Annotated in this window: 12 protein-coding genes; 6 read left to right on the top strand and 6 right to left on the bottom strand. The window is 37.7% G+C overall.

Translation table 11 applies throughout. The annotated features are described in order from the left end of the window. Positions 1–53 precede the first annotated feature (53 nt). The 5 genes from ACWITO_RS04925 to ACWITO_RS04905 all read right to left on the bottom strand — a co-directional run bounded on the left by ACWITO_RS04925 (position 54) and on the right by ACWITO_RS04905 (position 5028). Positions 54–929: a tetratricopeptide repeat protein gene (locus ACWITO_RS04925; RefSeq protein WP_448528896.1), complete on the bottom strand. Its 876-nt coding sequence runs from the start codon at positions 927–929 to the stop codon at positions 54–56. Between the two features lie 77 nt (positions 930–1006). Then, complete coding sequence (locus ACWITO_RS04920) at positions 1007–2287, bottom strand: acetyl-CoA hydrolase/transferase family protein (protein WP_448528895.1); 1281 nt, start codon at positions 2285–2287, stop codon at positions 1007–1009. 85 nt (positions 2288–2372) lie between these two features. Further along, positions 2373–2711: a type II toxin-antitoxin system PemK/MazF family toxin gene (locus ACWITO_RS04915; RefSeq protein WP_448528894.1), complete on the bottom strand. Its 339-nt coding sequence runs from the start codon at positions 2709–2711 to the stop codon at positions 2373–2375. Further along, positions 2701–2928: a hypothetical protein gene (locus tag ACWITO_RS04910; RefSeq protein WP_448528893.1), complete on the bottom strand. Its 228-nt coding sequence runs from the start codon at positions 2926–2928 to the stop codon at positions 2701–2703. The genes ACWITO_RS04915 and ACWITO_RS04910 overlap by 11 nt, the downstream gene beginning before the upstream one ends. Positions 2929–2976: 48 nt before the next feature. Next, a complete protein-coding gene (locus ACWITO_RS04905) occupies positions 2977–5028 on the bottom strand; it encodes a putative porin (protein ID WP_448528892.1) in 2052 nt (683 codons plus the stop codon). Between the two features lie 11 nt (positions 5029–5039). On the opposite strand from ACWITO_RS04905, the gene ACWITO_RS04900 reads away from it, so the two are divergent. Together ACWITO_RS04900 and ACWITO_RS04895 are read left to right on the top strand one after the other, a co-directional pair. Continuing rightward, a complete protein-coding gene (locus tag ACWITO_RS04900) occupies positions 5040–7172 on the top strand; it encodes a sensor histidine kinase (RefSeq protein ID WP_448528891.1) in 2133 nt (710 codons plus the stop codon). Continuing rightward, positions 7147–8406 carry an anthranilate synthase component I family protein gene (locus tag ACWITO_RS04895; RefSeq protein ID WP_448528890.1) on the top strand — a complete coding sequence of 420 codons (1260 nt, stop codon included), beginning with the start codon at positions 7147–7149 and terminating at the stop codon, positions 8404–8406. Before ACWITO_RS04900 ends, ACWITO_RS04895 begins: the two co-directional genes overlap by 26 nt. Before the next feature lie 65 nt (positions 8407–8471). Here the strand turns inward: ACWITO_RS04895 and ACWITO_RS04890 are convergent, their stop codons facing one another. After that, the gene (locus tag ACWITO_RS04890; protein ID WP_448528889.1) at positions 8472–9311 is read right to left on the bottom strand and encodes a dienelactone hydrolase family protein; all 840 of its coding nucleotides are present in this window, start codon (positions 9309–9311) and stop codon (positions 8472–8474) included. Positions 9312–9371: 60 nt separating this feature from the next. On the opposite strand from ACWITO_RS04890, the gene ACWITO_RS04885 reads away from it, so the two are divergent. The 4 genes from ACWITO_RS04885 to ACWITO_RS04870 all read left to right on the top strand — a co-directional run bounded on the left by ACWITO_RS04885 (position 9372) and on the right by ACWITO_RS04870 (position 12262). Continuing rightward, on the top strand, positions 9372–10067 hold the full coding sequence (locus ACWITO_RS04885) for a peptidoglycan DD-metalloendopeptidase family protein (protein ID WP_448528888.1): 696 nt from the start codon (positions 9372–9374) through the stop codon (positions 10065–10067). Between the two features lie 477 nt (positions 10068–10544). Next, positions 10545–11255, top strand: coding sequence for a hypothetical protein (locus tag ACWITO_RS04880; protein ID WP_448528887.1), 711 nt, complete (start codon positions 10545–10547; stop codon positions 11253–11255). 33 nt (positions 11256–11288) lie between these two features. Then, positions 11289–11726, top strand: a complete 438-nt coding sequence (locus ACWITO_RS04875) for a helix-turn-helix domain-containing protein (protein ID WP_102203879.1) — start codon at positions 11289–11291, stop codon at positions 11724–11726. Between the two features lie 11 nt (positions 11727–11737). Further along, entirely contained in the window at positions 11738–12262 is a 525-nt protein-coding gene (locus ACWITO_RS04870) for an IS630 family transposase (RefSeq protein WP_180965210.1), read from the top strand. Positions 12263–12474 lie beyond the last annotated feature (212 nt).

Genomic DNA, 12474 nt, shown 5'->3' with positions numbered 1-12474 from the left:
TTATGGTCATTTTTATCCGAAGAATTATCAAAAAAAATAAATCCTAAACAACCTCATTCATAACTTTGAGCATAAAAAGTGAGTGTAGAAGCTACATTTTGCCATTCGGAATATTTTTGACTCGTATCCAAATCTATTTTCCAATAATAACGAGCAGAGTCTATCATTTTTTGCTCAAAAAATATATCTCCCTTATTACCCTGCAAAATCCCTATCCAAACGCCACTTCTAAATTTTTTGGCTTTTTCCATAGCTTTACCCAAGTATTCAAAGGCTTTGGAATAATTTTGAAGTTTTTTGTAGCTCAAAGCAATTGCATTATAGGTATTGATTTGCTCTCGGGACATCAGTTTCTCAAAATTCGGATTCTTGATAAGTTCAAGAAAGTAGCTCAAAGCCAGCTCATAATTTTCTAAACGATACTGCGTAAGAGCAATTTCATAGTAAAGAGAAGTTACCTCATCATACAAATCCAATTTCAAGTAGCTTTCAGATGCTTCCAGAGCGTATCGGATAGTTTTTTCATTATCTTGGGCGTAGTTATAGATAAAAGCTAAAAGTTTGGAGGCTTCGGCTAATTCAAAAGTCAGCTTTCTTGCCTTCGCCACAGAATAGGCATCTATGGCAATGGAAATACTTTTTTGGGAATCTTTGTGATAAAGAGCTTTGGCAAGCAGTATTTGGGTATAAATTCGCACCTCCCAATGAGGATTCTGAAGCGATATATCCAAAATCTTGGTAGCATTACTTTCAAGAAAATCCTTGGGCTGGCTTGTCAGAAATTCATAAACTTTTTGTAGATGAGTGCGGTAGTTTTTTTGTGAAAGCGAAGGGATTTGAGTAAATAAAGGGTTGTTTTGGATTATTGTTTGTCCAAAGGTTTGAATAAAAATTATCAGTAAAAACCCTAAAAAGAGAAACTTTTTCATAAAAACTTTACCACCGATTGGCAAGATAGCAAAATTCAATCGGTGGTAAAAGTATGTTATGAGAAATTTTTGTATCACTACCAGTAAGTTTTTATTCTTTCAAAAGCCTGACGTTCTAGCTCTTCGCGATGGTCGGGGTGGGCTATTTCTATCAGAGCTTTGGCTCTCTGTTTAATATTTTTTCCGAACAAATACGCCACTCCATACTCCGTAACTATGTAATGCACGTGGGCTCGCGTAGTAGTTACTGCCGCCCCTGGCTTGAGCAAAGGAACTATTCGGGATTGTCCTTTATTCGTTACCGAAGGAATTGCTATAATGGGCTTTCCACCGGGCGAAAGAGCCGCTCCACGTATAAAATCCATTTGTCCGCCAATACCCGAATATTGCCTCAAGCCTATGGTATCGGCACAAACTTGCCCCAGCAAATCTACTTCAATCGCACTATTGATAGCCACCACTTTCGGATTGGTACGAATTACAGAGTCTTCGTTGGTATAATTGGTATCCAGCATTGCCACTTGGGGGTTGTCGTGAATAAAATCATATACTTTACGTGTTCCCATTACAAAACAAGCCACAATTTTGCCTGGATGGCGAGCCTTGTATTTGCCCGTGATAATACCTTTTTCTACAAGGGGTACAACGCCATCAGAAAACATTTCGGTATGAATACCCAAATCTTTATGGTTTGTCAGATTTGCCAACACTGCATTCGGAATACCCCCTATGCCCATTTGAAGCGTAGCTCCATCTTCTACCAGACCTGCACAAAATTTGCCTATACGCATTTCTACATCACTAATTTCCAGCGGTGGGATTTCGGGCAGGGGTTCGTCATATTCTACTACATACTGAAACTTGCTGATATGCACAAAGCTATCGCCGTGAGTGCGTGGCATATGTGGATTGATTTGAGCAATACAAATTTTGGCTTTTTTAAGTACCGAAATGGCACAATCCACAGAAACCCCCAAAGTACAAAATCCGTGAATATCAGGCGGCGAAACATTAAAGAAAGCTACATCGGTAGGCAAAACATCATTGAGGAATAATTCGGGCACCTCGCTCAAAAAAACAGGAATATACGAAGCTCTCCCCTCATCTACCGCAGGACGCACCGAATCTGAAACAAACAAGGCGTTGATTTTCAGATGTGGAGCATACTTGGCATCAGCTAATTCAAACTTTCCAAAAGGCGAAAAGGCGATTACTTCCAAATCTTTCAGATTATTGGCAATAACATACTCACCAAATTTCTGAACTAAATGCTGTGGATTGGCGGCAACGCCGTGAAAAAAAATCCGTTGCCCCGATTTTACCACCGAAAAGGCTTGCTCAAATGAAACATACACCATAACTTTATTGGGTTTGATTGATGTTTCAAGTTGCAAAGCCTTCGGCAAAATAGCAAGAAAAAAAAGGTGATTTTTGTCAAGAAAATTACTGAAAAACAGATATGATTTTTTGGATAATTTTGGATAAGGAGTCTTCTTTCAAAGAACTCAATGGAGCTAATATAAGTCTCTTGCGAATAGTGATAATCTTATTACAACGAACTTCGCTTACAAAAGGTAATGGCTGTACTAAATCAGAACTTTCAAGTTTGTAAGAAAAAGTATCCTCTCTAATACTAGTTGTAATTGGAACTATCAATAAATCGTTATCTAAAGCATTAGATTTTTCATTGCTTACCACTATGGCGGGACATTTCTTGCTCTTTGCAAAATCGTCAGAAAAAGGATAATTCACCCATACAATATCACCTTGTTTATAGCTCATCACTACTTTTTATATTTTGCTGTGTTTCTGCAAAAAACTTATCCCATATCTCATTTTCAGGGTTTAGCCAAACATCGTCTAATGAGGTTTGACTTAAAATTTCAAACTCATCACTTTCCCAGCTATTTGTCTGTATTATTTCCATATTCATACGCTTAGCTAATTGTAAAATGATGTGAATATCTTGCAAATTGTCGCTTTTCAAAGTTATTTCCATAAAAGATTTTTTTACAAATATATCTGATAGTTTTCAAAATTCAAAGTCTCAATCAAACAAACGCCAACTAATTCCCAGTCCGAAAGTTCTGCGAAAACCTGCATAAAAAGGCGTTACGACATAACCATTATCGGGTGGAGGCAAAATCCCTTCGTTCCAGTGAGTCATTTTCAGAAAGGCTCTTACCTTACGAATACGCAAACTCACAAAAAAATCACTTACAGGGTAAGCTCTCACTACAAAATCGTTTTGCAAGTAAAATTGCTTCAAGGCAGGCATATAGGCATCTGCAAAATAGGCACTACGCCAATGCCAATCTATGCCAGCACGCAAAAGCAAAGCCTCTCGGAAAAGTCCTTTTTCATAGTACCAACTCCCCCACAAATGCCATTCAGGAAAGCGTATGACATCAGAACCCGAAAGGTCGCGGGTATAAAAAATTTGATTTTCAAAGTAAAAATCTTTTATCCTGAAATGAAACTGCAAACCCAACTGCGAAATTTGTAAAGTGCTTAGCAACTGGTCGGGGAAAATGTAGCCTGTTGTATCTCTATTGAAATAAATATGATTGGTAACTACCTGATAACGCAATGAAGGTTTGAGCAAGAAAGTCCGAAAAGGCAGATGCAACTCTGCCCACAATTCTTGGGCAAAAGTATTTTTCAAATTGTTTTGATAATCCCAAGACCTTACACGCGAAAAATAGCGATTTTCTACCAAAGCAGGCGAAAAAGAAATACTTTTCAGACTTGCCTGCAAAAATGTATGCGATAGTTTCCCTTGCAAAAGATAATCCGTTTTGCCCAAAAGATATTCGGCTTGCACTTCTAAATTAGCTTTGAACGGCAAAGTAGTTTGCAAAATTCCACCTAAATAGTTTTCAGACAGATTTCGCAAGCGGTACAGGTCTTTGAGGTTGCTTTTTACGCCCAAATCTCTTCGTTTCAGATAGCCCCAAAGCCCCAAACCTCGCCAAGTGGTGCGTATGCCTGCCTGATTGGTAAGCAGACGAAACTGATAGTTGTCGTTGATTTCCTTCAAATTTATAGGAAAATCATCAATTACAGGGAAAGTAGGCTCGGCACTCCTCAAATAAAAAGCCTTATTGGTTTCAAAACTGCCGTCAAAATAGCTATCGCGTTGCTTTTCAAATTGTATGCTTTGAAAAATACTCAAATGCCTTGTGCTATCCAAGCTATATTCCTGATACAAACGCACCCTATCATAAATTTGCCAGCTACGTGGCTCACCAACCAGCTGAGCCTCTGTTTGCTGATAATCGTATAAAATCGCAAGATTATCGCCATTTTTTACACCACCCAATTCTTTGAGCGGACTATTGAGATGATGATAGTGGGCAAGTAACTGATAACGCTTGTTTTTGGAAAAAAAACGAAACCAAGCCAATGCCTTATACTGCTCTAAAATAGCATTTTCGGTTCGGTTGGGGCTTACCGCATACTGCCGAAAGGTATTGGTTCTTTGAAAAATAAAGCCAAAATTTGACCTTTCGGTGATGTTTCGGGTAAATTCTACACCTGCAATTTGTTGCCCACGCCCCCCTTGCACAAAGAAAAAATCTGAATACGGAGATTTGGTATCGTAGTAATACACGCTATCGGGGTGAATTTTATGGGCTTCATAACTTCTAATACCCCATTGCACTCCTGCCTGCAAAGGCAACTGATAAAATACAGGCTTGGCAGGCGTACCCAAGTTATGCCCCAAATCTTGGTATAAAAAACGATTTTTTCTTACCAAATCAAAAGTATGAAAGTTTGTAAGTGTGCTATCTATCTTTTGCAAGGTACTATCTTGCTTACGAAATATCTGATGTTCAGATACTTTGAAAATAGTAGAAAAGCCATAGATATTTTGCGTACTATCATTCAGCACTTGTGCCAAAGAAGTAGAATTTGAAAAATTTTGTAAAACAAGCAGAAAAGCAAAGAAAATTTTACAATTTATTAGCAATTTCCTAACTTTTTGGTATTTTAAGCCCTGCAAACTTACAAGGTTTCGCCCCAAAAGCTCGGTGGGAATTTTGTTTTTCTTTTGAAAATCAGTTAATTTTGAAAGATTTTTTTTGTCTTTAACCATCGGTTTCCAGAATGAGTACGCATTACAAAGCCGAAGAAGTATTCAACCAAATTATTGAAAGAAAGCTATTAGTTGTTTCTAAAAACCGCCAAAAATACATATTTTTTATTCTTGTAGGTATTTTTTTGGTGGAAAATATAGTGGCTCTTTTTACAGGTGTAAAACATAACAGCGATTTTCTTTGGGCAAATTTAGTTTGGCTCTTGCCCTTAGGGTTTTACGCTTTTTTTCGTAGCAAAGATATAGCTCCCAATACCTTTTATTTTTTGGGCAGTAATGCTACCATTGCTTCTGGAATGATTTGGGAGCAATGTTCTCTTGCCAATGTACCTGAAATTTTCATTATCATTGCTTCGGCGGGGCTAATTGCCATTCATTTGTTTGTAGTAGTAAATGTTCCTTTCATCATAGCCCAAAGTATTTTAGGACTGATACTTTTCACCATTGCCCTGCAAGACCATTTTGGCACACCCCACGCTGTTTATGATTTTTTTCTCATTTTAGGAAGTGTGATTGTTGCGGCTTTTACAGCCTTCCAACGCTACCGAATGACTCTGCGAGAACTCATCGCTCAAACCATTATCTATCATTCTAACCAAAAACTTGCCAAACAAGAAGCAGAAATTAACGAAAAATCTCGTCAAATCATTGAAAAAGAACACAATTTGCGTGCCATTCTGGATAATAGTAATATGGCTATTTGGCTTTTGGATACAAAATTTTGTTTGGTAGAATACAATGTGAAGTTTGAGCAATATATGTGGCACACCTACCAAGAAGAAGTACATTATGGCGATAACTTTTTAGAAAAAATTGAACGCTTTCCTAAAGCCAAATTTTGGCAAGAACGCTTTGAAATGGCTCTTTTGCAAGGCAAAAAGCAAACTTATACAGACTACTACCCCGAATTTCAGCATTACATTCAAGTAGAGCTATTTCCGCTTATCGTAAATAGCGAGATTGTAGGGGTTTCTATTTTTGGTAAAAATATTACCAAGCAAAAAATTGCTGAGCAAACAATTCAATATAACCAACAACTACTCAGTTCCATTAGCCAAAACATTCAAGAAGCTATCTACCGAAGTACGCCCAGCCAAGGACTTATTTATGCCAATGAGGCTTTTATGAAATTATTTGGCTATGACGAAAAAGAAGTTTTCAATCTCAATCCCGAAGTGCTATATGTAGATACGCAAAAGCGAAGTGAAGTTATCAATCGTTTGCTAAAAAACGGAGTGGTGAAAAATGAAGAAGTTATTTTCCGAAAAAAAGATGGAACTAAATTTTGGGGATTGATGAGCCTGATTGCTCAAAAAGATGATGACGGCAATGTTTATTTTGACGGAGCCATTCGGGATATTTCGGAAAGCAAAGAAAATCAGCGAAAACTGCAAGAACAAAACGAAGAACTTACCAAAATCAATAATGAGCTAGATAGGTTTGTGTATAGTGCCTCTCACGACCTCAAAGCCCCTTTGGCTTCGGTACTCGGGCTTATCAATATCGCCAAAATGGAAAAAAATGCAGAAATGCTTTTCCATTATTTGGATATGATGGAGCAGAGCGTTCATAAATTGGATAATTTCATCAAAGATATTATAGACTACTCTCGCAACTCTCGTTTGGAAATCGCCTGTGAACCCGTAGATTTGCAAAAGCTCGTTGATGAAATTTATGAAAACCTCAATTATCTTGAAAAATCCATTTTCATCAAGAAAAATACACGTATTCAAGCCGAAAGTCCTTTTTATACAGATAGCAAAAGGCTTTGTATTATACTCAACAATCTGCTTTCTAATGCTATCAACTATCATAATGTTCGCAAGCTGAACCCTTTTATCAATATAGAAGCGACTATTACCGCCAAAGAAGCCACAATTGAAGTAAGTGATAATGGTTTGGGTATTGCTCACGAACATTTAGGAAAAATTTTTGATATGTTTTACCGAGCCTCTTACGATAGCAAAGGTTCGGGTTTGGGCTTATATATTGTTAAGGAAACTATCCAAAAACTGGGTGGAAAAATAAGCGTTCATTCAGAATTGGGCGAAGGAACAAAATTTACCCTCATTATTCCTAATCATATACCCGCAGCAGAAATCTCTCAAAATCAGACCAATGATGAAATTTCTGTTCAGCATTGATGCCATAAGCGATTTGGAAGTGCTTGCTTGGGCTACCAAATTTGAATATGTCTGCTTACTCAACCCTAATGAATGGCAAAAGAAAAATTACCCTTGCGGCAGTTGGCAAAAAATGCTCGCTGTAAGCAACGAGTGCCTTTCTGTTTCTTTTCTTGATGAAAAACTCCCCCCTAACGAATGGATTTTTGGCTACTTGGGCTACGATTTAAAAAACCAGATAGAAACCTTACAGAGCCAAAATCTTGATGTATTAGCCTTTCCCGAAAGTCTGTGCTTTATACCACAATGGCTTTTTATTTGGAAAGAAAAAGAAATTGAGATTTGGGGCAAAGAAAACTGCTCAAAAGATGCGTTTTTGGAGTTAGTTCAAAAAACCGCTTTACCCAATGTTCCCAATAGTGTTTTGGCTATTAGGCAACATGTAAGCCAAGAAAATTACTTAGAAATTGTTGAAAAAATCCGTCAGCATATTAGAGAGGGCGATGTATATGAACTCAATTATTGCATTGAGTTTTTTGCTGAAAATGCTTTTATTGAGCCTCTGCAAAGCTATTTGCGTTTGTGTGAGGTCAGTCCTATGCCTTTTTCGGCTTTTGTGAAAGTAGGTAAAAAATATGCTCTCTGTGCCTCTCCTGAAAGGTTTTTGAAAAAAGAAGGGAATAAAATCATCTCTCAGCCTATCAAAGGCACTATCCGCCGAGGCGACACCCCTGAAGCCGATAAATTACAAAAGCAAAAACTGCTTCACAGCGAAAAAGAGCGTGCCGAAAATATGATGATTGTTGATTTGGTTCGCAACGATTTGGCTCGCAGTGCCAAAGTAGGCTCAACGATAGTAAGCGAAATGTTTGGTATGTATGCTTTTCCCAAAGTTTGGCAGATGATTTCCACCATTGAAGCAGAAATAAACGAAGGCGTTTCTAATCAGCAAATTATTCGGAATGCTTTTCCGATGGGTTCAATGACTGGTGCCCCCAAGATAAAAGCAATGGAACTCATTGAGCAATACGAAAATAGCAAAAGGTGCTTATTTTCGGGTGCAATAGGCTATTTTTCACCTTCACAAGACTTTGATTTCAATGTAGTCATTCGCACACTATTTTATGATGAAACCCAAAAATACCTTTCCTTTATGGTAGGCAGTGCCATTACATACGATTCAGAGGCTCGGCAAGAATATCAAGAGTGTTTGCTCAAAGCCGAAGCTATCAGAGAAGTCTTAGATTTTGTATAGCAGTCTTTCCTTATTTTAAGAGCAAAGACATCGCTGATAGAGATGTCTTCGCTTTCGCAAATTCATTACAGCATTTTTTTTCTAAAAAAACTGATAGTGAGCTGATAAGCCTTTTGGGTAGCTTCTTGGTTATAGTTCGGATTGCTGGGATTGGCAAAAGCGTGTTCGGCATCAAAACTTTGCAAGCTGAATTGTTTTTTGAGCGAAATTAAGTTTTTTTCAAATTCAGCCACCACCGCAGGACTTATCCAACGCTCTCTGCCTGCAAAAATGCCCAAAACTTCTGCTTTTAGTTTTTTCAGCCGTTCTGTATCTTTTTCAGGCATTCCGTAATAAATCACACAGGCTTTTGCCTTTTTTTCGGCTAAAATTGCCGCCTGCAAAGACCAACCTCCTCCAAAACACCAGCCTATTGTTCCGAAAGTAGCTTTTTTGCCTGCATAGTCAAAAGCCCCTTGGATAATTGCTTCAATACGTTCTTTTTTTGCCGACTGCATAAATTGTGCGGCTTCTTCGCGTGTAGAAGCTACTTTTTTGTCGTATAAATCCAGAGCTATTACGGTTACTTTTCCCTCCAAATCGTTGTAAATTTTCTCAGCTTCTTTCTTGATGTAGTCGTTTAGCCCCCACCATTCGTGAAATACCAAAATAAACTTGTTACTTTTTTGTTTGGCTTTCAGTTCGTAGGCATAGGCTTCCGTTCCATCGGCGGCTTTGAAAGTAATATCTTTGCCTATTTCGCTAATATGCGTATAGGGCAATGGCAAAAGATGACTCATCTGAAATTCTTTATCCTCTGCAAATTGGGCAAATGTTGTATTTGCCGAAGGCAACTGACAGCAAGTTTGAGCCACAGCCCACTCGCTTAGCAAGCAAAACAAGAATAGATAAAATATTTTTCTCATTGTTGTTGTGTTTTTGCTTGATAACGCTTTTTTTGCAAGAAAATTGTTAGCTCAAAATATATGTTACAGCCCAAACCTGAAAGAGTTTTAGCTCGTATTCCTTTTACACCCATATTACCTTTGGCTCTTGATGAAAGCGATAGCCTCTTTTTAGACCTTTCAGAAAATAATGCGATTTGTGAAGTCATTTACACTTGGGGCAGTGAAAAAATGGAAAAATGGCTCAACAATCAATTACAATTTGCCTGTAAGAAAGCACATATTGGGGGATATTTAGAAAAAAGGACGCTATATCGGCGTAGCGAGCATTTCAATACCGATACCGAAAAAAGAGAATTCCATTTAGGAATAGATATTTGGACAAAAGCAGAAACACCCATTTTTGCACCCTATCAAGCAACTATTCATAGCTTTCAGGATAATAATCGCTTTGGCGACTATGGTCCTACTATTATTTTAGAACACCAAACCGAATATTTCAAGTTCTATACGCTGTATGGACATTTGAGCCGAAAGTCTTTGGAAGGCAAAAGTGTAGGACAAAAAATTGAGCAAGGCGAAAAATTTGCCGAGATAGGCAATTATCCTGAAAATGGCGATTGGTCGCCTCATTTACACTTTCAGCTTATTTTGGATATGCAAGGCTATTATGGCGATTTTCCGGGAGTATGCTCTGCCGAAAAATTAGACTTCTACAAAGAAACTTGCCCTAACCCCAATCTTATCCTCAAAAGCCCTATTTTACGCCAAGATTAAAAGGATTTGCAAGAAAATTCAAAGGTATAAAATTGCCATTCACTTTTCACATCTCTACCAATTTGGACAATTTTTTCAACTTGATAACATAACTTTCCTTCTTATTTTTTGATTTTGAGACATTTGAAAATCATAAAAAAGTTCCAAGTATTTTCTTCAATATGTCCGCCAAATTATGAATTATTAGATATTAACGGCGTGCAATTTAACAAAATCAAGAAAGATTTTATTATTAAAAAAATCATTAGGGATTTTTTGCGAAGTATTAAAAAAATAATCTTAGTACATAGCCTCTTTTTGAAATGCCATTTTTTTAATTCGGTTGGCGGACATATTGTTTCTTGTTGCAAACTTATTCTTCTTGTTTTGGGAGTAAAATCCCCCTTTAGGGGGGTATCAGCTTTGAACAAGAATAATTAAATTTGCAGTTAGTATATCAATATACAACTGGTATTGCAACCATAAAAATTGAAAATTATGAAAAAATCTTATTTACTATTCCTCTATGTATCTTTTTTGCCTATTTTTATGTCCTTTGCACAAGGGGTTAGTGTAAATGACGATGGCTCCGCTCCACATAGTTCGGCGATGCTGGATGTAAACTCTCTAACTTCTACACCTCGTAAGGGCTTTCTTTTGCCTCGTATGACACAAGCAGAACGTTTGGCTATCGCTACTCCTGCGAATAGTTTATTAGTGTATCAAACTGATGGGACACTTAATCAAAGAGGATTCTGGTTCTACGATACTCCTACTTCTACTTGGCGAAGGCTCGGTGCAGAAGCAAGCTGGCTCCTTACAGGAAACACTGGTACTATTGACGGAACACACTTCATAGGTACAACCGATAACGTACCTCTCAACTTCCGAGTAAATAACATCAAATCAGGACGCATTGGACTTACAGGAGACGCCTCAACATTTTTTGGGTTTGAAGCAGGATTAAATGATGACTATACTAATAACAATAATACTTACATTGGTTTTCAGGCAGGTAGAAATACTACAAATGGAGAGTATAGTACCGCTGTTGGTGCAGGGGCACTTCACTCTAACACCACTGGAAGTTACAATACTGCTGTTGGAGCGGATGCTCTTTATTATAATACTACTGGTCAGTACAATACAGCTACTGGAATGGGTTCACTAACTTATAATACCACAGGAAGTTTTATAGATAATCAATAATAAGATTTATATTTGCAGAAAAAAGAGAAAATTATGGATAGAGCAATTTTATATGATATGGTTTTCAAATTACGGAAAGAAGGTCTGAAACAGGTCAAAATAGCAGAGCTATTATCAATTAGCCAAGCTCGCGTAAGTCAGATATTAAAGAAAGCAGTAAGAGACATTCCCAAATGGGGCGGTCATCTTCAGAGTAGATTGACGCCATCAGAGCAGAAACAATTGGTTGCATATTTGGAAATGGGGGCGGAAGCCTTTGGATTTGAGGGCTCGGTGTGGAATAGTAAGCGAGTACAATGGTTGATAAAGGAGAAATTTAATGTGAGTTATCACGTGCATTACATACCTCGTATTTTGAGGAAAATAGGTTATAGTCGTCAAAAGCCGAAGGTTGTGGATTATCGGCAAGATGAAAGCAAGGTAGCTCACTACTTAGCGACTACCTTGCCCTCTTTGAAAAAAAAGCGATAGCAGAGAATAGAGTGTTGTTGTATGTAGATGAAGCGAGTTTTTATTTGTTACCCCAACTAGGTATTACTTGGGCAAAGCGAGGACATAGCCCTGTGCTTCGGGAAGGCTGTCGTTATCAACACCTTTCTGCCATCAGTGCCATTAGTCCTGCGGGAGATTTGGTGTATCAAATACAAGAAAGTAGTTTCAAGGGCAAAGATGTGGTAGGTTTTCTCAAAAAATTACTTGACACTTTGAAGCAAAAATTACTCATCATTTGGGATGGGGCACGTATTCATTCCAGCAAAGAGGTGAAGGATTTTTTACGAAAAGACAAGAATGAAACTATTTATCTGGCTAAAATTCCCCCCTATTCCCCTGAATTGAACGCAGATGAACAGGTCTGGAAAACCCTCAAATGTGATATGCTTAAAAATGTTGTCTGTAAAAACTTAGCTCAACTCAAAACTAAACTTCAAGATGCTTTTCAAGTACTTCAACAAGCTACAAAAAAAATTGCTAACTTCTTTAAACATCCGAAAGTAGGTTTCGTATAAATCTTAAATTTATTTAACTATAATACAGCTTATGGTAGTGGTACTCTTTACCTCAATACCACAGGGATATATAATACAGCTAACGAATATGGCAGTCTTTACTACAATACTACGGGAAGTCGTAATACAGCCAATGGACTAGGGGCTCTTACTTATAATACCACAGGAAGTTTCAATAGTGCTGATGGATTTCTTGCTCTTTATTATAACAC

The organism is Raineya sp., assembly GCF_053497555.1.
The sequence above is the reverse complement of the archived record's forward strand: the minus strand, read 5'-3'. Positions and strand labels throughout refer to the sequence as shown.

Excerpts from the sequence above, each read along its gene's own strand:
- ACWITO_RS04875 (WP_102203879.1), top strand. The coding sequence starts at position 11,289 with ATGGATAGAGCAATTTTATATGATATGGTTTTCAAATTACGGAAAGAA.
- ACWITO_RS04905 (WP_448528892.1), bottom strand. The coding sequence starts at position 5,028 with ATGGTTAAAGACAAAAAAAATCTTTCAAAATTAACTGATTTTCAAAAG.
- ACWITO_RS04890 (WP_448528889.1), bottom strand. The coding sequence starts at position 9,311 with ATGAGAAAAATATTTTATCTATTCTTGTTTTGCTTGCTAAGCGAGTGG.
- ACWITO_RS04925 (WP_448528896.1), bottom strand. The coding sequence starts at position 929 with ATGAAAAAGTTTCTCTTTTTAGGGTTTTTACTGATAATTTTTATTCAA.
- ACWITO_RS04915 (WP_448528894.1), bottom strand. The coding sequence starts at position 2,711 with ATGAGCTATAAACAAGGTGATATTGTATGGGTGAATTATCCTTTTTCT.
- ACWITO_RS04900 (WP_448528891.1), top strand. The coding sequence starts at position 5,040 with ATGAGTACGCATTACAAAGCCGAAGAAGTATTCAACCAAATTATTGAA.
- ACWITO_RS04895 (WP_448528890.1), top strand. The coding sequence starts at position 7,147 with ATGATGAAATTTCTGTTCAGCATTGATGCCATAAGCGATTTGGAAGTG.
- ACWITO_RS04885 (WP_448528888.1), top strand. The coding sequence starts at position 9,372 with ATGTTACAGCCCAAACCTGAAAGAGTTTTAGCTCGTATTCCTTTTACA.
- ACWITO_RS04880 (WP_448528887.1), top strand. The coding sequence starts at position 10,545 with ATGAAAAAATCTTATTTACTATTCCTCTATGTATCTTTTTTGCCTATT.
- ACWITO_RS04920 (WP_448528895.1), bottom strand. The coding sequence starts at position 2,287 with ATGGTGTATGTTTCATTTGAGCAAGCCTTTTCGGTGGTAAAATCGGGG.
- ACWITO_RS04910 (WP_448528893.1), bottom strand. The coding sequence starts at position 2,928 with ATGGAAATAACTTTGAAAAGCGACAATTTGCAAGATATTCACATCATT.